The sequence below is a fragment of the Enterococcus pernyi genome, assembly GCF_045371165.1.
In the GTDB taxonomy this organism is placed as follows: domain Bacteria; phylum Bacillota; class Bacilli; order Lactobacillales; family Enterococcaceae; genus Enterococcus_B; species Enterococcus_B pernyi.
In genome coordinates this window covers 1-22118 of record NZ_JBIQDM010000004.1, presented here as the reverse complement: position 1 = coordinate 22118, position 22118 = coordinate 1, and the positions used below count along the sequence as shown (strand labels likewise).

Sequence of the window (22118 nt, the reverse complement as noted above, 5' to 3'; positions counted from 1 at the left end):
AAGCCGAGTGCGCTAACACTCGACTACTTCAACAAGGACCGTAAGCCCCCGAAGACACAGAAACCACACGCGCGTGCTTTCTAGACAGTTCTGTGTCTTTTAGCATTCTAACAAATGCGGGGTGCTTACACAATGGAAAACGAAAACTTTGATTTAGATTATGAGATTGAAAAAGCGATGGAGAAAGCAGAGTCTATTGATGAATATAAAAAGATCATTCGTGTCGCTTTGGGGAAATGGTTGAAAAATCTCCAATCAGGACAAATCAAGTTAGATAAAGTTTCCGATTTAAAGATATTAATTGAAGCTGATCTCATGTTGAAAGATATTGATAGTTAGAGGATAATTAAACTAAAAATATTGGAGGACATAAGATGGTTTTAAATATCTTATTTGATCATAATGGTAATTTTATGTGGTCAAGTTTAGCAACTTTAGCTAGTTTTATAGCTGCATGTTTAGCTTATAGAAGTTCAAGTAAAAATAGTAAAATTCAAAAAGAAATTGCTCAGCAACAAATAGATGCTAATTTAAAAGCAAAAGCAAGAATAGAATGGATAACCGAGGTACGAAACTTAGTTAGTAAATATTTATCTTATCTGTTCGATATTAAAATATTGGTTAGCAGAATGCAAGATATTGAAGAGGAATTAAGTGGTTTAGAGAAGAAAATGAATCAAGAACCAACTTATATTAATAGACAAAAGGAGTTAAAAATAAAACAATTAAAAAAAGAAGAGGAATTAATGATTTGTATACAAGAATCTATTTTAACTGCAGAAAAAATATTACTTCATTTCAGCAAAAAAGACGAGCATAAGGCTATTGAGAAAGAGTTATCAGATTCTGTAGATATTATAAAAGATATAGAGGCAAGAGAAGCGAGACCAGGTTTCTACAATTTGCATTTGCCAAAAACTGATAAAACTTACGCTAGTGAAATGAGAGGTTTGATTGATAATTCAATTACTAGTATACGTAATATTTTTCGTGAATATCTAAAAACTGAATGGGATAGAGCAAAAAAAGGAGATTAGAAAAACAAAACTCAACCTAAACAGAATGTGAGGTGGTGTGTATTGAATGGCAAGAAAACGTGATCCAAGACGTGATGAAGCCAAAAGAATTTGGTTGGAATCCAACGGAGAAAAGCAATTAAGGGAAATTGCATCAGAATTAAATGTTTCAGATTCACAAGTTAGAAAATGGAAATCACTAGATAAATGGAGCGCTGAATTGAAAGGTAATGTTACCAATGTGAAAGGTAACGTTACTAATCAAGGAGGCGCTCCTTTTGGTAATCAGAATGCAAAGGGAAATAAAGGTAATAGCCGAGCATCACCGCCAGTAGGCAATAAGAACGCTTTGAAAACTGGCGAGTACGAAACAATATTTTTTAATACGTTAAGTGATGATGAGAAGGACATCTATTCAAGTTTAGATGATGATCCTTCTTTTGTTTTGTCTGAAGAAATACGGTTACTGAAGATTCGGCAGCTACGAATGATGAAAAGAATCAAAAAAGCCGAAGAAGGGCTAAATGAGGAAGAAGTTGAGCGACTACAACAGCTAAGAAAAATAAAAACTCCCATAGAAAAAGATGGCAAAAAGCTAGAAATCAAACGTGAAGCAATGCAAGATATCCAAGTAAGTAGAAAAGTATACCGTAAAATTGATGATATTCTTTCAATTGAAGATTCGCTAACTCGGATTAGTAACCAGTTGACAAAATCGATTAAACAACTAAATGAATTATCTCTATTAGGAGGAAAAGTTGTATTAATGGAAGAGCAGAAACGGAAGCTAGCCTTTGAAGCGGATATTCTCGAACATAAAGTCTCTAAACTTATTCTGAAACAAGGTGAGCAAAATAAAGTACAGGGCCTTATCGATATCGGTCAATCGCTTATTGGCCCAATAAAGAAAGATGAGGAGAGTGATGCAGATGAGCCGGTTGAAACTATCGACTAAGCAACAAGAGAATATTTTCCAATCGCTCAAGGGAATTCGGATGGAATTGAACGAGGGAACGATTCGTTCGGGAAAAACGATGTCAGATGCACAAAAGATGGCGCTGATCTACGCTGGCCATCCTGATACCAATCATCTTGTACTCGCTTATAACCAAGAACAAGCTTATCGAATGTTTATGGATTGCGAAGGATTTGGACTCGAACATATCTTTGCCAGCTGCGCTGAAATAAGACATGATGAGCACGGAGATCACCTATGGATAAATCTTCCTTCAGGAGAAAAGAGGATCTATTATAAAGGCGGAGGTAAGGTGAACGCTGTTGGCGCCATCACTGGGATGTCATTTGGAACGGTCACTTTTTTAGAATTCAACCTGCTTAACAAAGCTGTCATAGAAGAGGCTTTTCGTCGGACTAAAGCTTCTAGCTTTCGTTATCACCTCGCTGAACAGAATCCACCAGCACCAAATCATCCGAACCTAGAAACGCTTAAACCCTTTATAGAAACTGGGTCTTTTAAGTTTCGTCATTGGCGACCACAAGATAATCCTATTTTAACGAAACAAGCTTTAAAAGAATGGGAAGCGGAATGTAAAGTCTCCGAGTATCTTTACAAACGAGATTGGCTAGGTGACCGTGTGATGCCTGAAGGTGTGATCTATTCAATGTTTAACGAAGATACTCATCTGTCGAAGGAAATCATCGGCAAGCCTGTAGAAGCATTCTTTAGTGCAGACGGCGGACAAAGTGATGCAACTACCTGTTCCTTAAATCTCGTTACATGGAAAGACGGAAAGTATTATCTCTATCGAATGGCTAACTTCTACCATAGTGGTGCCGACACGGGTGTCACGAAAGCGATGAGTGAGTATGCCAAGGAAATTAAGCAGTTTAAAGAATGGTGTTATAAAGAGTGGTCATGGCTGCCTAAACCTTCAAAATTCTTTGTCGATCCAGCCTGTAAGTCATTGAGTGAGGAATTACGTGTGTTAGGAATCGTCACAACAAAAGCAGATAACAACTCAAAAGACAAAGTAACCAGCAATGGCACTAAAATTGAAGTAGGGATTGAACGAACGCAAAGCGCCTTTTCAAAAGGACGCTTTTTTCTTTACGATCATGATGGCAAGTATGGTCACTATCATTTCATCAAAGAATTAGGAATGTACGTTCGGAATGATTCTGGCTACCCAGTGGATAAAAACAACCATGCATTAGACGAATGTCGTTATGCGATTAATTACTTTACGAAACGCTATGTTCTTTAGCAGGAGGTGATCAAGTGTCATTTTGGCAAGCAATAAAAAGAGTTTTTGGAAAGGGGGCGGTTGCGATAGGAGCGAAAAAAGAGCTACAAAGTATTTTAGATCATCCAAAGATTCAAATGAGTCGTGAAGAATATGATCGTATTCAAAACAGCTTGCTCTATTATCAAGGGTACACCCATTGTAATTCTGATCAGAGGGCAAAGGCGAATATCAATATGGCCCGCAAGGTTGCTTCTGAATATGCGAAGGTAATGTTCAATGAACAGGCAGAAATCACGATCGGAAAAGACGATAAATCAAAAAAATATGATGAAGCTAGCGCTTGGATAGAGTCTGTGTTTCAACATAATGACTTCAAGCGTAATCTCAGTAAGTATCTTGAACCAGCAATGGCTCTTGGTGGCTTAGTTGTGCGACCTTATTTCAATGATCAATCAGGACAAGTGGAATTTTCATGGGCGCTCCCGGATGCTTTCTTTCCATTGGAAAGCAGTACAAATAAGATCAGTCAGTGTGCAATGGCATTTAAAACGATCAAAACCCAAGGGAACAAAACGTTCTATTATACCTTGTTAGAATTCCATGAGTGGATCGATGGTGAGTATTGGGTCTCTATGGAACTATACGAAAGTGAAAAATCTAATGTGTTGGGGATGCAAGTATCTTTAAACACATTAAAGCAGTACGAAGAGTTTGAGGTGGCTGTTCATGGTGAAGAAATTGAACGTCCAATCTTCTCTTATTTCAAGACAGCTGGTTTTAATAATATCAACCCATACTCCCCACTTGGTGTTGGTGTGTACGATAACTGTAAACGAACGCTTGATCGATTAAACAAAGCACTTGATGCGTTCGATCATGAAATTGACGTGGGTAAGAGAAGAGCGGCCTTTCCGGAATCTATGCTAAGTGGAATTTCTGACAAGGGAACAGGCGAAACGAAATTAACCTTTGATACAGATGATGACTTCTATGTCATTGTTCCTGGTACGGACCCTGATGAATTTAAAATTACTGATTTAACTCATGATATTCGAACAGAACAATACATCGGAGCAATTAATCATCGCTTGCGACTTCTAGAAATGGAAGTGGGGCTGTCGACTGGTACGTTCGTTTTCGATGGTGCCGGGGTACGTACGACGAATAAGACGGCAACTGAGGTAATCAGCGAGAACTCGCAAACGTATCAATCAAGGAACCAACAAACAACCGAATTAGAGGAATTCATTCGGGATGTTGTGCTAGCGCTGTGTGAGCTAGGTCGAGCCACAGAAGTTGATGGGAAACCACTATTTAGTGGTGAATCTCCAAATCGTGAAGAGATAGGTGTGAATTTTGATGATGGCATCTTCTTAGATAAAAAGTCAGAATCTGATTATTATCGTGAACTGAAAAACGATGGGCTGATTCCCGGATGGTTAACTTTAGCCAAAATAATGAAGTTACCTGAAAGTAAGGCAAAAGATCTTTACCGACAAGCGCAATTAGATGTAGTTGATGAGACTACTGGTAAAATACGAGATTCTGGATACGAAGACTTCGAGGAGTGATTGAATGGCCATTACACCTAACCAGTTAGATATTGAGGCTTCTTACATTCAAGATGCTTATATGGCGATGGAAGATGAGATCATGAGGATGCTTGTTAAGCATTTGAAAATGCCAACTCGAACGCCTTTGAATGAGGACAACGCTTTTCGTTGGAAAATTGAAAAGATGCAGCAATTAAATTTATTGAATCAACAATCTTTGCAGCAATTGGTCAATGAAACAAGTCAGTATTCTTATGATCAGCTACGTAAAATCATCGTGGATATGGGGTTTGAAGTCATTTCAGATCTTGACAAAAACTTATCTCAACAAACTGGAAAAGAACCGCCATCACGAACTGAGATTGACAATGTGATGGAGTCGTATCTTAATCAGCAATGGCGAGATCTCGACAATCATGTCAATCAAACGCTGATCGACACTAATTATCCGAATAATCCACTGGCTAAAATGTATCAACAAGTTTTAAACGGTACTGTAGCCAAAATCATTGGCGGCACTAAAACGCCACAACAGGCGCTTAGAGAATCGATCTATGCGATGGTGGAAAAAGGGGTGATGACGACCTTTGTCGACAAATCAGGACGTGAATGGAGCCTTGAGCGCTACGTTCGGATGGTTTTGAAAAGCACAACTCATCGAGTTTATCAGGATCTACGACTTAAGCGAGGGTTAGAGCATGGAATTGTCACAGCGCTAATGAGTAGCCATATGGCTGCACGACCACACTGTGCCCATATCCAAGGCGGATGGGTCTTGCTTGTCCGTAAAGAGGATGCGCCGGAAGAATTACGTCATATTTCATCGATCTATGATTATGGATACGGTGAGCCTGACGGAACCCAAGGTATAAATTGTCGACATCGATTGTACATCCAAATCTATGATGAGGATCTTGATATTCATATGAAGCAGTATGATCCAAAACAAGCGATTGACAATGCGGACTTAGTTGCAAAACAGCGCCGCATGGAAGTCGCTATTCGACGTGCTAAGCGGCAATTGAACGCAGCAACGACAATGGACAACAAAGAAGATGTTCTGCACTTCAAACGACTGGTCAGACGACGTCAAGCAGCACTGCGTACTTTTATCAATGAGCATGATCAATTGTTACGTCGGGATTATTCGAGAGAGCAAGTGTATTCATAGAAGGAGGAAGTATGGTGGAGGATTAAAGTAAATTGAGCTTATCTGAAATCTTACTTGCATTTTATCAAATTGGCCTTGCAATGAAATATGAGAAGAAACCGCCGGATACTTGAAGGAGGTTGCAATGGATGAAAATGAATTAGAAGAATTTTGGGAGTTCGAAGATTTAGGTTTGTTTAGTCTAGCTTGCTAGGCTTTTTTTGCCTTCTTTTAGTTTTCAGGCATTAAAGAGAAAGCTGTATCGGGTGATGGCGTAACCATTAAATTTATCGGGTTGTGGCGTAACCACTAGGAGGTCACTATGAAAGATTTTTTTAAGTCAATGAAGATGAACTTACAGTTTTTTGCTGATCCAGAGTCTGATTCCGCTAGTGATGAGCAAGATCAAACTCAAACTGAGGAAGAAGTAGAAACTAAGGAAAAAGCAACGTTCCCTAAGAAGTATTCTCGTGATGATGTTGGCAAAATGGTTGCTGCAGAAACCAAGAAAGCCGTTGAGAAGGCGAAACAGGAATGGGAGAAAAATATTTCTAAGGATGCTGAGGATAAAGAGTCCTCGGAGCAGGATCAGAGTGGAAAAGCAGCCCAAGAAAAACTTGCTCAAAAAGAGGCAGAGCTAGCTAAAAAAGAAATTCGTCTAGAATATCGGGAGAAAGCGCAAGAAGAGGGACTGCCGTTGAAGATCATTGATTTGATTGATTGCAGCGACGCTGAAAAAGCAGAGGCATCATTTAAATTGGCGAAAGAGATTTTAGGAGAAACAACCTCAAAGAAAAAGAAAAAGCAGTTTGTCAGTGGAGGGAATCCTCAATCGGGAAACCCAGATCAGTTAGACCCGTTTTTAGCGGGATTAAAAGGAAAATAGGAGGAATTTTTAAATGACAGTTACAGTTCAGAATTATGCAGAGAAATGGCAAAAAGAGTTAGATCAAACCTTGCAACAAGAATCACTAACAGTGGAGTTAGAAACGCCTGAAGTGAATTGGTTAGATGCGAAGACGTTCCGTGTCCCTCATATTAAAACATCGGGGTATCAAAATCATAATCGTGAGAAAAAAGGGTTTAACTCCGGGAAGATCACAGTTGAAGACGTTCCTTATACATTGGATTTTGACCGAGATATTGAATTTTATGTAGATAAAGCGGATGTGGATGAAACGAATCAGGCTGCATCAGCTGGAAATATCACTCGTGTCTTTTCTGAGGAAAACGCAACACCAGAAATGGATGCATATCGATTTTCAAAATTGGCAGCATACGCTGAGAAAGATGGACTTTCTCAGGACGAAAAAATCACTAAAGAAAATGTTGTTGAAGTATTAAAAGCTGCTGTTCTGAAAACACGTCGTTACGGTACCCAGAACTTGATTCTTTACGTATCTTCCCAAGTAATGGATTGCCTAGAGCAAGCACCTAACTTTACACGAACTATTAACGTTGATTCTGCTGGAACACAAATCGAAACTCGTGTAACGAGCCTTGATGGTGTACGCATTAAAGAGGTATGGGCAGAAGAACGCTTCTATGATTCCTTTGACTTTACAGAGGGATTTGTTCCTAAAGAAGATTCTAAACAACTGAATTATCTGTTGGTAGCGAAACCGGCGGTAATTGCGAAAGCAAAATTTGCGAGTGTTTATTTATTCGCACCTGGTCAAGTAGGACAAGGGGACGGTTGGTTGTACCAAAACCGCATTTACCATGACTTATTTAAAATGAAACATCAAGAAAATGCTGTTATTGCCTCTACTTTAGCAAAGTAGATCCCCCGGAAGAACCGGGGAAATCTGGCGTAAAAGGCAATTCAATCGACATTGATGATATGAAGGTTGATGAACTTAAAGCTGAGTTGGATCGTCTTGGCATTGAGTATCCATCTACTGCCAAGAAACCAGAATTAATTGAGCTGTTAAAAGAGAGTGAATAACCACTCTCTTTTTTTATGGAGGTGAAAAACCATGGAACGAATAAGACGTAAGCCGTTGAACGAAAGCTTTGACGATCAGGAGAGCATCGAGCCATGTGGCTACCTGTCTCTTAAAGAGTACAAGCGACTCGTGGATCGTGACACGGAACTGACCGAAAAGGAGTTCAAGAAGCTTCTGAGAAAAGCCAGTGCATTGTTGGACATCCAAACGAGACGTTTTTATCAGCGGAATGATCTCGAGTCAGATATTCCGATGCGGCGCAATGCCTTTAAGTTGGCTATTGCCTATCAAATCGAGTACATGCATGAAGTAGATGCCACTACCACGTTTGGCATGCAAGAGCCTGACAGTTGGTCCATCGGACGGATGAGTGTTTCTAAAAGCAAAGGTGGTTCGTCATCGACAAACGAAGTATCCCTGCTTTCTGGGGACGCTATGCTGCAGTTATCTGGCACAGGGTTGTTATATCGTGGGGTGAGTCGATGAGAATGCCACCAAAACGATTCTTTCCCCATGCAATGATCTATCGCAAGAAAAACGGAATGGGTCCACGAAGTGAGCCGATTCTTGAAGAGGATCTTGTGATTGATCATGTCCGCTTTGACGACACAGTCAAATTTGAGCCAAGGGATATTGATGGGAAAGTACAAACGCCAAATGCATTGATTTCTATGGTGAAAAAATACACTGGACCATTACCGGAGTTTTCAGTTGCAGATCAAATTGAAATCTTTGGCGAACAATACACAATCACAAAAATCGTTCCGTTGCTTGCTGACTCGCCTGAACCATTCGCTTATGAATTGGAGGTAGTTTAGTGGGAGCATCTGTAAGAATTGATTTAAGTCGAGCAAAAAGAAAATTAAGTCATTCATCTATACAAAATGGCCGGCATGAAATGGCAAATAAAGCTCATTTAGATATGAATGAAAGATTTGTTCCTATGAGGAGCCAACACTTGAGAGATATGTCTTTTGTTGAAAGTAATGGAGAAAAGATTACTTGGAATGCTCGATATGCTTTGGCTCATTACCACGGAGGGTTTACAAATAAGTTTGGAACACAGGTAATATTTTCTGATTATACTACACCGGGAACTGGTCCATATTGGGATAAAGAAGCAAAATCTATATTTATGTCTAGTTGGTTAGAAGCGTTCAAGAGGGGAGCGAATTGGTAATGGATTTTATTGATCAGTTGTTAGAAGTATCGAATCAAATACCAGTACCAATTCGTATTCACTCTTTAGATAAAGACGAGTCGATGCGTCTAACCGCATTACCTGGAGGTAAAACAGTCGAAACTTTTATGGATGGATCAAAACAAAAAGAACTAAATTATGAATTTGTCTATAAAACGAAATGTGAAAATGCAGATCGGATAATGATTGAACTAGGTGAGTTACTAGAAGAACAAGAAGATATTCCATCTAGTAACAATAGTTATCAATTTGTTGGAATAACTATTGTAGATGAACCTTTTTTTACAGGTTATGACGACAAAAAATTTCTGTATTATCGATTAGCAATCAAAGCAACATTATATTTTGATAAATAGGAGGAATATTATGAAACGAAAAAAAATTGCGCTAATTGGATTTGAAATTCAAAAATTGAAAGATGGAAAAATTACTGAAGATGGTTGGGTTCGTTTAAAAAAAATCAAGAGTGTCTCTGATGCCTCACAAGAAGAAGTTGACGATGGAGACGGTTTCTTTGATGGGTCGGGAGAACCAGAACAAACGATCACCTCTCATCGACTAGGCTATAGTTTTACGGGTGAATACTTTGAGGGTGATGAAGCATCCGAATTAATTGATGAAATGATTGGTTTATTTGGAGATGATCGGAAAATTGGTTTTCGAGTAACAGATGATCGAGATAATCCCAAAAAGAAAAGGGAAGGAATTGCAACTTTATCAAGTCCTCAAACGAAAACTGGAGGGGCTACTGAATTTGGTAATATTGAATTTACTGTTCTATATGATACTACACCTAAATGGGAACCTTATTCAAAGCAGACAGCCCAGAGCCAGAAGAACTGAAAGCTACTGGGCTAACTATTCCAGAATTAAAACAAACACTTGATAGTAAAAATATAGAATACCCGTCAAATGCTAAAAAAGACGAACTAACTAAAATATTGGGGGAGGCTTTATAGCCTTCTCTTTTTTATATGGAGGTAATTATGAAACAAACACTTGATATCGATATTGAACTCTCTGGCTTTCCAGTAGGATTTACAAATCCAATTACTGGTGAGCGTGTTGAAATCTGGTTTGATAGCTCATTGGAAAATTTAAAACGAATTATTGTAGAAGAAAACTATGAGGAATTCGAAATATACGAACAAAAACTTAAAGAAGATTCTATCCACGAAACTAATGTTGAAACAGTCATAGAACATGCTAAAGGGACTCTTGAATATCAATATGATTTTTTCTTTGGTAAAGGAACATTTAAAAAATTATATGAGTGTGTACCAGATTTTGATGCACTTGAACGTGCTTATGAACCAACTATCAAAGCTATTGTTAAAAAAGTCGAACAACAAGAAAAGAAAAGACAAAAGGATAGAGAGCTTGCCGCAAAAAAGTTAACCAAAGAGTTTCAGAAAAAGAAAAAGCAAAAAGTAGCAAATAAAAAGTAGGTGGTGACATGAGGTTAAATGACCCAGAAGTCACTTCCTTTTTTTATAAAGAACGTGAGTATTTGATTAACTTGTCATTTGATATTGTATTAGATGCTTTTGATGTGTTAAACGAGGCAATATTCACTGATTATGAGAAAGCTTGTCTATGTCTAGATTTATTAATTGGAGAAGGTTGCTATCAATCTGAGGATGCACTTAGTCTATGGGTATTTATTTACGACCAATTTATCCATAAGGAAGTTCCACCGTTCATTAAATATAGTTTTTACGGAGATCCACTTTCTGTGGAAGAGCACGAACAATTAATAGATATATCAGCGGATGCAGAGACTATTTACGCTTCTTTTATTCAAGCATATAACATCGATTTAATTGATAAACAGGGAATACTGACTTGGTCCAAATTTAGAGCTCTTTTACATAATCTGCCTTCAGACACTCCACTTAAACGAATTATGCAGATTCGAGCTTGGAAACCAGGAAATAATGATTCAGAAGAATATAAGCGAGATATGACAGATTTACAAAGATACTATGCCTTAAATACTGATAGAGAGGAGGAAGATAATGACTAAAGATGGCAAAATAAGTATTCTGATTGATGTCGACGCCAAGCAGGTTCCTAATGTAATAAGTTCAATTGAAAAAAACTTTGGACAGTTAGGAAAAAATGCTGATGATATTACAAAAAAAATTGGTAATAATATGGGTGCCAATACTGAGACAGGAGCGAAAGTTGCTAATCAAGCAGTAGATTCAGTTGAACAGTCGATGACTGATTTGGGAAGATCGACTGATACGGCTACTGTCAAAGCTGGGAAATCATTAAGCGAAAACTTCGAAGTGGGATCTAAGGCCGCTAATACCGCAACAGATAGCGTGGCTAAAGGAGTGGCAGATCTAACTGCCACGACGAGCACTGAACTAGCTAAGTCGGGACGTATCATGGGGGAATCCTTTGATTCTGGCGCCAAAAATGCCAATCAGGCCAATGACAGTGTCGTTAAATCAGTCGCAAGCTTGGTTTCTTCCGTGGAATCTTCTGCACCTAAAATCGGAAAAGAGCTTGGCGGATCCTTCCAGTCTGGTGCTAAAGAGGCAACGAGCTCTTTAGATGGTATTGGAAAATCAAGTAGTAATATGCTAGCAAGTATTGAAGCGACGTCACCAAAGGCAGGCAGAAGTATCGGGGATTCGTTTGAGTCAGGCTCAAAACAAGCAGCTAGCGCACTTGGGTCAATAGAAAAGTCCTCTGCACAAATGGTTCCTCCTGTTGAATTGTCAGCAACTAAAGCAGGCAAGAGCATTTCAGAAAGTATTGAAGCCGGCGCAAAACGTGGATCAAGTGCATTAGGATCTGCCGTTGATGTAATGAAGGGACATTTATTAGCCCTTCAAGAACACGCAGATACAACAGGAAATAAGTTAGGCGATTCCTTTGAAAAGCCTAATCCTAGTGCGAATCTCTTAACTGGCAGCGTCGGCAAATTGAGTGCTGCAATGTTGATCACCAAAGGTGCGACTGCTGCATTGTCTATGGCTAAAGGGTCATTGGATGGTGCATTTGGTCGTATTGATACTTTGAATAACTTTGAAAATACGATGACTCGATTAACTGGCAGTTCAGAAGAAGCAGCTGCAGGGATGGAAGGCGTTCGAGATGTCGTTGTTGGTACAAACTACATGCTGGATAGTGCGGCTCAGACCGTTCAACGTTTAGTGATGCAAAACGGCTCACTGGAACAATCGACAAAAAGTTATCAAATCTGGGGTGACGCTGTGGCTATGTATGGTGACGGTGCAGCGGAGACAATGGATAACGTAATGGATGCCATGATCCAAATGAGAGCCACCAGTACCGTAAACATGGCTCAAATGGATCGAATGGTTCGCCGTGGAGTAGATCCTTGGAAAATCTATGAAGATGCGACTGGTATGAGTATGCAGAGCATTCGTGATGCGTTGCGTGATGGCGAAATTAGTGCCAATCAGTTTTTTGATACGGTTGAACAGGCGATGCGTGATGGTGGGAATGAATTCACATCGGTTTCTGGGATGGCTCAACAAGCTGGTGATACTTGGGCAGGGTCGTTTGCCAATATGGCTACTGCAACAAGCCGAGGAACAGCAAATATTATCGCATCTATGGACGAGGCATTCTCAGAAACACGTTTTGGCTCGATGAAAGAAAACATCCAAGGATTTGGTAAAACATTTGAAGGTGCGCTAAATGGGATTGCTGGTGTAATCCCTCCTGTTGTTTCGGCTGTTGATACGATGACCGGTGGGGTTATTGCTGTGAAGGACGCAGCTGTGACAGCTTCACCCGTGATTATCGGATTAGGAACTGCATTTGGTGGACTACTTATTGTACAGAAAGCAGCAGTTGCTACAGCATCTTATGTTCAGATGTTGAAATACCTGACCGGTGCAACTTCTGGTGCGACGATGGCTAAAAAAGTTGATGCAGTTGCTACAAAACTAGGAATCAGTCTCAACTTACAGAACGCCACCACCACTAAAGCGGTTGTTGCAGCAAACATTTCCAATGCAGCTTCACTAAAAGGTGCAGCAGCCGCCCAAAAAACCTATGCGATTGCTGCTGGTGCTTCTGCAGCAGCGAAGAAGGCACTGGCAGCAGCTAGCATTCTATTGAATCCAGTAGTCGCGGGTACAGCAGCTGTTTTAGGAGCAGCTGGTATAGCTGCAGCCATAATGGGAAAAAATTTTTTAGATACACGTAAAAAGACCAAAGAATTAGCTAGTGAATTAGATGGATTAAAAGACGATCTAGATAATGTCGGAAAGTCAACCCAGTCCAGTGCAAAAGAATTTGAGTCACAAGCAAAAGTGATCGAGTCGAATGCAGAAAGAAACAAGGATCTAGCAGCCGAATTACAAAGGCTTTCTGCAATTGAAGATAAATCGACTGCGGATAAAAAATTGATGGCTGATGCAGTTGATGAACTGAATAATTCAGTGACTGGTCTAAATCTCTCTTACGATGAAGAAACAGGCCTGCTTAATGCAACCACAGAAGAAATAAACAAACGGATTGAAGCTTCTAAAGGAATGGAAGAAGTCAATCGGCTAACCGAACGACAAAAGACGTTGAATCAAGAAGCTGCAGACATTGAATCCTCATTAACTGAAGTAGCCAAAGAACGTATGAGATTGGAGCAAGAAGCCTCAGAATCTGGCGTGGATGGAAAGAAAAAAGTCAAAGAATCACTGGAAGGACTGTCCCAGAAGGAAGATGAACTTCAAGGTTTACTTGTTGAAAATCAATCCGAACGAAATCAATTGTACGCGGAGGAGCAAGAGAAAAGACGAGCAGTCGCAGAGACCGTCTCAGAAGCTAATTCTCAGATGATTACTTCATGGAATGTTCTATCTGATGCACAACAAGCTGCCTTGGAATCAATGAATAGCATGTACAAAAAGCTGGTAGAAGAATCAGGGAATGCTTTTAAGCAGATTGAACAACAAGAAGCAATCAGCTTAGATCAAATGAAGGAAAATCTACAAAAAAATGCTGAAGCTATGAGAACGTGGTCGACCAATGTTGCCATTTTGGCGAAGGCCGGTGTAGATGATGGCATTATTATGCAACTTGAAAAATTAGGTCCAGCAGGTGCATTACAAACGCAACAGATGGTAGATGAGATGGGATTAAATCTTGGTTCATTAGCGGAGTTAGGTGGAGAACATACAAAAACCCTGCTGGAACAAATGGGTCTTCATATGGAGGACCTACCAAAAATGTCAGCTGAACAATCGGCGTGGTTTGTTGAAAATTTAGATCTTGAATTAGGTAAATTACCAGAAACAGCACAACAGCACATTAGTGATTTAAATGGGACTGCGGATGCAACGATGAAGCAAGCGATGGCGAGTATGGGGAATATCGTTGGTGAAGAAACGGAAACTGTTGCTGAAAAATTTGGATTAATTCCAGAAAAAAGTGAGGCATCTTTACGGAGAGGAACAGAGGGGCGAGACTTTGCACAGTGGGGACGTCAACCTGTCGAAGAAATTGGGGATGGGATGGTAGAGGCAACCGCCAAAGTAGAGGAAGCAGCAAAGGAAGTTGCTCAAACGCCAGAGAGAGTTATGGGCCCTCAACTAGAACAAACAGACTACGCCTCAATGGGTACAGCACCACCAACAAAATTGGGGCAAGGAATTTTAGATAATATTACTTCAGTAGAAGAAGCTTCTAAAGAAGTAGCACAAACTCCAGAAACAATGTTTCAGGAAACCATACAAGCAAATCGTTATATTCCGACTGGTAAAGAAACAGGTAAAGGATTAAGTGAAGGAATTAATCAATCTAATGCTGATGTTGAGTTAGCAGCCAAAGCTATAGGAATGATACCAGAAAATACTATTCAAGCTGAGATGATTACAGAAAAAACTAAGGAAAGTGGAACAGAGGTAGGTCGAGGGATAGCACAAGGGATTGATAGCAGTCAAGAGGCTGTGCAACAAAGTGCTAAAGCTGTCGCAGACACTCCAAATAATGAACTATCTAGCCATATGAACCAAGGTATCTATGCTGAGTACGGACAAGCAGTGGGAGAAGGTCTTGCAACGGGAATCGCAGCCACTAATCCAGTGGTTGTTGCGGAAGTAAATAAGTTGGTTGACCAAATGGTAAAACAAACTGACATTGGTATCAAAAATATGACAGTAAGTTTTAATCAAGTTGTTCCTAATGTAGCTAACGCGTTGAGTGCGCTTCCTATGGTAGCTTCCAATAGTATGAATTCTATGAATATGAGTTTCCAAAGTGGATCGCAAGTACAATTAGCTACTGTGAAAGCTTTGAATAGCAACTTGATACGGACCTTCACTAATACGCCAAGTGAATTTCAATCGATCGGTCGAGATATTATGAGTCGATTGAATTCTGGAATGATGGCAGAGTCGAGCAGGGTTGTCGCAACTTCCAGAAATATATCAAATAGGATTGTACAATCCTTCAATCAGTTGCCAAATCAGATGCAAATGGCAGGTCGCAACGCAATTAGTTCATTAAATAGTGGAATGAATTCATCTGCAAGTCAGCCTGTTTCAACTGCATCAAGAACTAGCTCGGCGGTTGTATCTGCTTTTTCAGGATTACCTAACCAGCTAAATGGAGTGGGTCGAGATGCTATGGCTGGATTGAATGCTGGATTAAATGCCGGTACAGCATCTGTATTGGCAACCGCAAATAGAATTGCCAATCAGGTTGCTAATACAATGAAACAAGCATTAGATATTAACAGTCCATCTAGAGTGATGGCATCAGAAGTTGGTCGATGGATACCAGAAGGTGTAGCTGTGGGAATTGATAAGTATGCAGATGTAGCATATCAATCGATAGATAATTTATCAAAAGGAATACTGAGGATCACTACCCCAGAAATAGCTTTAGGCGCTTCAAGTATGGGTATGGAAGCTAGAGGTACACAAATTATTAATCAATCATACAGTACGCAATCCCCATACACCTCCAAAATTGCACAAGCTTTAACAGATTTGGCAAATAAAGAACAGATAGTAATGATTGAAGACACTAATGGACTGACAAAAATAATCGGTAAGACGATGGCGAGAGGAGGATTTTAGTGCAACATCTATCAATTGAAAACAGTCATGGTGATACCTGGCTCATAGATAATACGCACTCTTTAAGGGCTTCTAATGTAAATGGTTTAGGAATAGGTTTTGAAACTGATTATTTGAGCGAAAATGGGCATTCTAGAATTGAAAAGCACGTATTGAAACAACATCAGTTTGAAGCTTATTTTCATTTTGGACGTCGTAAAAATGAAAATGCCTATCAAGTATATTATTCTTTTGTAGAATTTTTATCCTTTAGTCCACTTTATTTAATTTATACTACTGACGCAGGCCAAAAAAGAGCACTGATTACAGTTTCTATGTTATCGAAATCTTCTATACAACAAGGCGGATTTTTAAAAGAATCAATTATAATTGACCGATTATCGCCTTGGTATACAGTGAAGTATGCAAAAATTCATCAAAAAAATATAAATGTTAATGCCCATGGAAAAGTCTATAATTATGTCCGGCCGTATGTCTATACTCAAAATGCACATGAGAAAAAAGGGAACTATCGAATTAATAATCGTTCCCTCTATTTATCTGCTGAAAAAAATCATCTGACTCCGCTAAGAATAAAAATAACTGGTTATTGTGTAAACCCTCGTTGGGAAATATTCCAAGGTTCAAAATTAATTAGCTCAGATGGTTATTTTCTAACTTTACAAGAAGAACAGCAGTTGGTTGTTTCTAGTTTATTTCAAGAAAGGACTGCTATATTAATAGATCAGAATGGATTACAGTCTTCGGTCTATCAACAACAAGATATAACTAAAAACGGGTTTGTTCATGCGCCTGTCGGAGAATCAATAATAGTATTTCATATCGGTACTGCAGAAGTAGAAATAACGATTTATGAGGAGGCTGATCTGTTTTAATGATTATATCTGTTCATTTATTTCGTTGGGATCTAACTCCCTATCCTAGAGAATATATATGTGGAGAGTTCGACTTTGGTATTGATGAAGTTAATCGTGAACTGACCAGTGAGTTCACCTTAACAGAAGATATAAAAATTGAAAAAGGTGATTGGCTAAGAGCAAAGTATATACCTAGTGGAAAATACGCTTATTTTGGGATAGTCGACTCTCAAGATAATAAAACAATCCGTTGTCGTGGGTTGATGGGCCTTGGAGATAGTTATTTCCCTACTTATAGAACAAGTGGGAATAGCTTTGAATCTCATGCTAAATCAATCATCACTAACTACCTTTTAAATGACCGTACAAAGAATTTAAATGGAACATTAAGTATTGATGTTGAAAGTGATACAGCTCATAGTTATCAAGCAATTGAATTAAATTCTCGAAGGATTAATAGCTATTTGATTAATGGATTTAGGAAATACAACGTAAAGTGGTATGTTAAAGCAATCTCAGGAGGCAGAATACAGACTGGTATAAAAAGAATAGAAAAAAGTATTCAAATAATGGATAATTCTTCAGAATTTAGTGACTGGGATTATTGGGTAAAAAAGCCAGGAGTTGGTAATGAGAATGCATTGTTAATTGTTGATAAAGCAACTAACAGTATGGACCATCCAATTATCTTAGCTACCTACTATTTAGAAAATGATAATAATGTCACTAACAATCCAAACAGCAATAAAATTATTAGACCTACTGTTAATACGGTATATATATATGATCAGGATTTAGAAGATAAACCCACATATTTAGAAGTTGCAAATAGTGAACTAAAAGGAAATGCTTATTCACATGAAATCAATTGTAAAGTTATGTTTCAAGCAAAAAATATTGATGTTGAAGAAATTGAAACTGGATTATTAGCGAATGTAAGAATAAAAAATACAATTTATCAATCAGTTCTAACTGCTTGGCGAGTAAATAGTACTGAGAACAAGATGCAATTAACATTTGGTAATATTCGAAGTCGATTAAGTGAATATTTTGATGAATAAAAGAAAGGTAGTGGAGTAATGGAGCCTATTGAACTTAAATTAGGCGGTAACGGACGAAAGCTCTCAAAGTCCATTATTGGTCGAGTTGGGGATAATCGATTTATAAATTATCCCTTTAAATTATTAGATCCAGACGGATCAACAATAAATCTCAATGGATGTACAATAGTTTTTTATGGAACAAATGCAAATGGCACATTCACAACTGGCGTGCCCACAATTTTAGATCCTACTGAAGGTGAAATCAGCTATAAATTTAGTCGTGAAAATTTTAGTGTCCAAGGTGAGTTCAAGGAAGCGTTCTTTCGTGTGACGAGAGAAAACGGAGAATGTTATGCAACACAGAGCTTTCGAATAAAAGTTGAAAATGATGCCGATATCAGTCAAGGTCAAGCAACGCTTTATGTGTCTTTGCTAGATGAAAAACTAAAGGATTTTGATAATCGTTTCCGATTATTTATTGAAGAAAAGGAACAAGAGTATAAGGGTATTGAGAACGTAGTTAAAGAGTTAAACGAACAAGTTCTAAATTTAAATGAAAAAGTCAACGAGACAAGCAAACAAATCAACGAGCTAGGTAATCTAAAACGGATGTACTCAAACAGTATTGATTTCGGTAATTACGACTACTCAGGGAATGCCAATTTGCTACCAAAGATTACAGCTGCTCATTTTACATCGGGAAATGGAGCTACGGTTGAAGATGGACCAGATGGCGAGATCATTTTTACGTTGGATGGATCTGCACAACTAACTAAATTTAATACAAGCATGCGTTTACCCGCTATTCAAAATGGCAAGAGATACACCATCAGTGCCGAGATTATGTTACATGAAGGTTTAGAGGGAGATGCCTCTAATATTCGATTAACCAATACGTACGTACCAGGTGGAAATATTATGTTATCTACAGTTAGACCTCTCCCGACAGCTACTAATATCTGGCACACGATTAGTGGTACGCAAATAGCCACTTATGCGACTACACTGCCTCAACAGTGGTATGTAGTCTTACAAGATGTTACAGCATCAAGTCGAATTAAGGGTAAAATCTCTCTTCGAAACATAGAGATAGAAGAAGGATCGGTTGCTACGCCTTATCAACCCAATCTACTTGTTGAACCGTATCACATTTCCAAGGTTCCATTGAACGAAAATCTAGCAAATAAAGAACAAGCTTTCCCGATAAGTAGTCGACAATATTTAGTATATTCTGCTGAAATGATTGAACCATTTATTGCTAATCAGACGTATACATTAACTTTGAAAGGAACCAAGCTAGGTACACAATCATTTAGGGTATACACGACTGGTCCGAATAGTACCTCTAATATTGGGGACATGGAAATAGTAGAAGGTTTAGCAGATACTTGGCGACTGACATTCACTCCTTCAGAAGTAAATTTGAATGGGAGTGTTTCTCCTAGCACATTACAAATTTACCAATTCCCTCAAGCAACAATGGGGCAAGTAACGATTGAATCATTAAAAATAGAAAAAGGTGATATAGCCACTCCGAATATTTTGGAATATAAATATTTTGGCGAAGGTTTGAAAGATAGTAGTAACCCAAATGATTATAGCTGGGATATCACCGAAGAGTACTTGGATTCTAAAATCTTACAAACAGTTAGTCTAAATGAGCCACAGCAGGTCCCAGGATTTAAAAACTTTTTAAGCGGTTTACAGTCTAATGGTGTAAATATAGGTGTTGAGTACGCGAAAGCAGTAGCGACTGATAAATATAAAAATCATGGTGCGGTGTATTTAGGTGGCTGTGTGTGGCTTGCGTGGGAGACATTAGAATTTTCGAATTCAATTGGTTGGGCAAGAGGAAGTACAATTCGCGTTGGAAATGATGGTCATCCGGGCTTCACTTATCCTGATGTTCCGAATATTTTTGGCGGATACATTTGGATTGGTGGCTCCTGTTTACCAGACTACACAGACGGCGGATTTGGTTCTTATCATATTACTGTATCAAACAATTTTGATGATGCTCGTAAACCGATTGTCCGTTTTATTGATTCGCCAACAACATTAGTGAAGAGACTAGCAGTTCGAGGTCATGCATTAGTTTTTGCACCTGCACCCACAAACAATAGTAAGGTTGAGGAGGTATGAAATGAAAAAAATTTGGCAGTATGGACGTACTGGTGGAAAAGAGCTAGAAGTCTCAGATGATTTCCCAATTCAGGTCCCTTTTACTGATGTTCCACCGATAGAGGAAATTGAAATAGCCAACCAGTTTTTTGTTCCAACAGAAAATCGCTGGCAAGAGTTAGAGAATAGTGTGCTTAGTGAGCAGGTTGATAATCTTCAAGTACTTTATAAACATTTAGAAAAAAATGTAAAAAGACAAGAAGAGCAACTAACAGAAACTCAGTTAGCTTTAACAGAAGTATATGAATTGATTCTAGGAGGAGGATAACTTGATAAAAATATATATTGAATTAATCAACAAGGGGTTAAAAAAAATTGAAGATGTACCTAAAAAAATCCAGAAAGAAGTCAAAGCGATCTTATCTCAACAGGCTGAGATGTAGGATTGTCTTTTTTATTTTAAAAAAGGAGTATAAGACAATGGTCATTGTATATGCAACGTTAATCATAAAAGAAAAGAAAAAAATTGAAGATGTTCCAAAGATCATACGTGAACAAGTAAAAGAAGTTTTGGTTGAGATGGGATTACCTGAACTGACATTTAAAGAGGTGGACTGATGGCTGGAAATGTAGATGGATATCAATTTGACAATATAAAAATCAGTGCTGAAAATGATGCGAAAATGTACCATGCTTTAGCAAGAAAAAGAAGTTATGTGATTTCTGGTTATGAACAAGGATTAGAATTATCTTCCAGTGGTTTGGATGTAAGAGTTGCCAGTGGTAGTGCGATTATACAAGGTAGAATGGTATATGTGAAAGAAGCACAAAGTATTACTCTTCCAGCAAATTCAAGTGGGTATGTTTGTTTAACGATTGATTTAAATGAATCGGTAATTCCAACTGATGATTTTCCAGCAGATAGTGAGAATTACTCTTGGACAAATAATCAGGTTCGTTTAGAGGCAGTTAACCATTTAATTAATGGAAATACTTTAGCAGGGGATAGGGTAGTTACATTCCCGTTGTGTAGTTATACAACTTCAGGAACTACTGCCATTATTACAAAGAACACAACAAATTATAATGATTCGCTCATTGAAAGTCTTCCCCTTTGGACAGGAATATTGACTATGAATACGAGTCACATCATAAGACTTTCTAAAAAATTCGAGGATCTTAATTCAGGACTATTACTGATCTGGGCACCTTACGCTAACGGTTCAGCATGGAATTATGATTTTACGACACAATTTTTACCTAAACGAGCAGGTTTACATGTGAGTCAAGTATTAAATTCTAGTAGTAACTGGATCAATAAGAGAATTCAAGTGGATTATTCTTCTAATTCAATTTGGGGACATGGTGGGAATGTGAGTTCTGAAGGATTAAAGGCTGTTTTACGGGAAATTCGAGAAGTTTGATATAAAGGAGGTTACTTATGGAGGGAATTACAATCGGGGAGTGGATCGCGATTCTTACACTCGGTGGATCATTAATGGTGGGTGTGGCGAAATTTTATGCGATGTTCACGAAACTTGATCACACGTTAGGAAAGTTAGAAAAGACGATCATCCGCGTAGAAAAAAGTCAGATTGACTATGGCAATCGGCTTTCAATTATTGAAGAACAAATCAGATCTATTTTTAAGCAAATTGGAAAGGGGAGAAAATAACATGACAGAAATCTTAGCTGCTTCAAGTATTATTACACCACTAGTCGTTGGTGTCACAGGGTTAATTAAAACACAAATGAAGGAGTACAAACTCTTACCCGTGATCAATGTGATTGCGGGTATTTTGTTAGGGGTGCTTTATGCAATGACCCTAGCACCACAAGATTTAGCAATCTACGCATGGGCTGGGGCTGTATCAGGATTAGCCGCTGGCGGATTATTTGATTTAGGAAACAGCATGGTTAAACCAGACGTTGATCCACCGGATTATGGTGATGG

General features: G+C 38.6%; 27 protein-coding genes. All 27 read left to right on the top strand.

All coding sequences use genetic code 11. The features are described from left to right. The first annotated feature begins 132 nt into the window (after positions 1-132). Positions 133-339: a hypothetical protein gene (locus tag ACH0AK_RS06140; RefSeq protein WP_271526009.1), complete on the top strand. Its 207-nt coding sequence runs from the start codon at positions 133-135 to the stop codon at positions 337-339. 35 nt (positions 340-374) lie between these two features. Then, positions 375-1037, top strand: a complete 663-nt coding sequence (locus ACH0AK_RS06135; protein ID WP_081129468.1) for a hypothetical protein — start codon at positions 375-377, stop codon at positions 1035-1037. A 46-nt stretch (positions 1038-1083) separates the two neighbouring features. After that, positions 1084-1971, top strand: coding sequence for a phage terminase small subunit (terS, locus tag ACH0AK_RS06130; protein ID WP_284592125.1), 888 nt, complete (start codon positions 1084-1086; stop codon positions 1969-1971). Continuing rightward, complete coding sequence (locus tag ACH0AK_RS06125) at positions 1946-3241, top strand: PBSX family phage terminase large subunit (RefSeq protein ID WP_271526013.1); 1296 nt, start codon at positions 1946-1948, stop codon at positions 3239-3241. The genes terS and ACH0AK_RS06125 overlap by 26 nt, the downstream gene beginning before the upstream one ends. Positions 3242-3255: 14 nt before the next feature. Further along, the gene (locus ACH0AK_RS06120) at positions 3256-4794 is read left to right on the top strand and encodes a phage portal protein (RefSeq protein WP_438844318.1); all 1539 of its coding nucleotides are present in this window, start codon (positions 3256-3258) and stop codon (positions 4792-4794) included. A 4-nt stretch (positions 4795-4798) separates the two neighbouring features. Further along, a complete protein-coding gene (locus ACH0AK_RS06115) occupies positions 4799-5947 on the top strand; it encodes a phage minor capsid protein (protein WP_284592127.1) in 1149 nt (382 codons plus the stop codon). A 301-nt stretch (positions 5948-6248) separates the two neighbouring features. Beyond that, positions 6249-6812, top strand: a complete 564-nt coding sequence (locus tag ACH0AK_RS06110; RefSeq protein WP_284592128.1) for a capsid assembly scaffolding protein Gp46 family protein — start codon at positions 6249-6251, stop codon at positions 6810-6812. Positions 6813-6825: 13 nt separating this feature from the next. Next, on the top strand, positions 6826-7710 hold the full coding sequence (locus ACH0AK_RS06105; RefSeq protein WP_265262215.1) for a hypothetical protein: 885 nt from the start codon (positions 6826-6828) through the stop codon (positions 7708-7710). 59 nt (positions 7711-7769) lie between these two features. Beyond that, a complete protein-coding gene (locus ACH0AK_RS06100) occupies positions 7770-7874 on the top strand; it encodes a HeH/LEM domain-containing protein (RefSeq protein WP_161643373.1) in 105 nt (34 codons plus the stop codon). 31 nt (positions 7875-7905) lie between these two features. Next, complete coding sequence (locus ACH0AK_RS06095) at positions 7906-8361, top strand: head-tail connector protein (RefSeq protein WP_284592129.1); 456 nt, start codon at positions 7906-7908, stop codon at positions 8359-8361. After that, positions 8358-8693, top strand: a complete 336-nt coding sequence (locus tag ACH0AK_RS06090) for a putative minor capsid protein (RefSeq protein WP_226076025.1) — start codon at positions 8358-8360, stop codon at positions 8691-8693. Before ACH0AK_RS06095 ends, ACH0AK_RS06090 begins: the two co-directional genes overlap by 4 nt. After that, a complete protein-coding gene (locus tag ACH0AK_RS06085) occupies positions 8693-9055 on the top strand; it encodes a minor capsid protein (RefSeq protein ID WP_224434333.1) in 363 nt (120 codons plus the stop codon). Before ACH0AK_RS06090 ends, ACH0AK_RS06085 begins: the two co-directional genes overlap by 1 nt. Then, a complete protein-coding gene (locus ACH0AK_RS06080) occupies positions 9055-9432 on the top strand; it encodes a minor capsid protein (RefSeq protein WP_074799462.1) in 378 nt (125 codons plus the stop codon). The genes ACH0AK_RS06085 and ACH0AK_RS06080 overlap by 1 nt, the downstream gene beginning before the upstream one ends. A 10-nt stretch (positions 9433-9442) precedes the next feature. Next, complete coding sequence (locus ACH0AK_RS06075) at positions 9443-9919, top strand: phage tail tube protein (RefSeq protein WP_010733992.1); 477 nt, start codon at positions 9443-9445, stop codon at positions 9917-9919. Continuing rightward, on the top strand, positions 9874-10035 hold the full coding sequence (locus ACH0AK_RS06070; RefSeq protein WP_080637949.1) for a HeH/LEM domain-containing protein: 162 nt from the start codon (positions 9874-9876) through the stop codon (positions 10033-10035). Before ACH0AK_RS06075 ends, ACH0AK_RS06070 begins: the two co-directional genes overlap by 46 nt. A gap of 27 nt (positions 10036-10062) precedes the next feature. Next, positions 10063-10524, top strand: a complete 462-nt coding sequence (locus ACH0AK_RS06065; protein ID WP_126134284.1) for a hypothetical protein — start codon at positions 10063-10065, stop codon at positions 10522-10524. 8 nt (positions 10525-10532) lie between these two features. Continuing rightward, positions 10533-11102 carry a Gp15 family bacteriophage protein gene (locus ACH0AK_RS06060; RefSeq protein ID WP_169058388.1) on the top strand — a complete coding sequence of 190 codons (570 nt, stop codon included), beginning with the start codon at positions 10533-10535 and terminating at the stop codon, positions 11100-11102. Further along, complete coding sequence (locus tag ACH0AK_RS06055; RefSeq protein ID WP_499796790.1) at positions 11095-16143, top strand: tape measure protein; 5049 nt, start codon at positions 11095-11097, stop codon at positions 16141-16143. Before ACH0AK_RS06060 ends, ACH0AK_RS06055 begins: the two co-directional genes overlap by 8 nt. Then, complete coding sequence (locus ACH0AK_RS06050) at positions 16143-17018, top strand: phage distal tail protein domain-containing protein (RefSeq protein WP_096081705.1); 876 nt, start codon at positions 16143-16145, stop codon at positions 17016-17018. The genes ACH0AK_RS06055 and ACH0AK_RS06050 overlap by 1 nt, the downstream gene beginning before the upstream one ends. After that, positions 17018-18061 (top strand): hypothetical protein, encoded by a 1044-nt coding sequence (locus ACH0AK_RS06045; RefSeq protein WP_010733997.1) that lies wholly within the window; start codon positions 17018-17020, stop codon positions 18059-18061. Before ACH0AK_RS06050 ends, ACH0AK_RS06045 begins: the two co-directional genes overlap by 1 nt. Positions 18062-18079: 18 nt before the next feature. Further along, positions 18080-20185, top strand: coding sequence for a BppU family phage baseplate upper protein (locus ACH0AK_RS06040; protein ID WP_499796789.1), 2106 nt, complete (start codon positions 18080-18082; stop codon positions 20183-20185). Between the two features lies 1 nt (position 20186). After that, the gene (locus ACH0AK_RS06035) at positions 20187-20492 is read left to right on the top strand and encodes a hypothetical protein (protein ID WP_010733999.1); all 306 of its coding nucleotides are present in this window, start codon (positions 20187-20189) and stop codon (positions 20490-20492) included. A 1-nt stretch (position 20493) separates the two neighbouring features. After that, positions 20494-20607: a CD1375 family protein gene (locus ACH0AK_RS06030; protein ID WP_264082979.1), complete on the top strand. Its 114-nt coding sequence runs from the start codon at positions 20494-20496 to the stop codon at positions 20605-20607. 37 nt (positions 20608-20644) lie between these two features. Then, positions 20645-20782, top strand: coding sequence for a CD1375 family protein (locus tag ACH0AK_RS06025; RefSeq protein WP_010734000.1), 138 nt, complete (start codon positions 20645-20647; stop codon positions 20780-20782). Further along, on the top strand, positions 20782-21588 hold the full coding sequence (locus tag ACH0AK_RS06020) for a hypothetical protein (RefSeq protein WP_010734001.1): 807 nt from the start codon (positions 20782-20784) through the stop codon (positions 21586-21588). Before ACH0AK_RS06025 ends, ACH0AK_RS06020 begins: the two co-directional genes overlap by 1 nt. A gap of 17 nt (positions 21589-21605) precedes the next feature. Then, a complete protein-coding gene (locus tag ACH0AK_RS06015; protein WP_062804778.1) occupies positions 21606-21839 on the top strand; it encodes a hypothetical protein in 234 nt (77 codons plus the stop codon). Position 21840: 1 nt separating this feature from the next. Then, a partial coding sequence (locus ACH0AK_RS06010) for a holin (RefSeq protein ID WP_499796788.1) occupies positions 21841-22118 on the top strand: 278 nt, incomplete at its 3' end.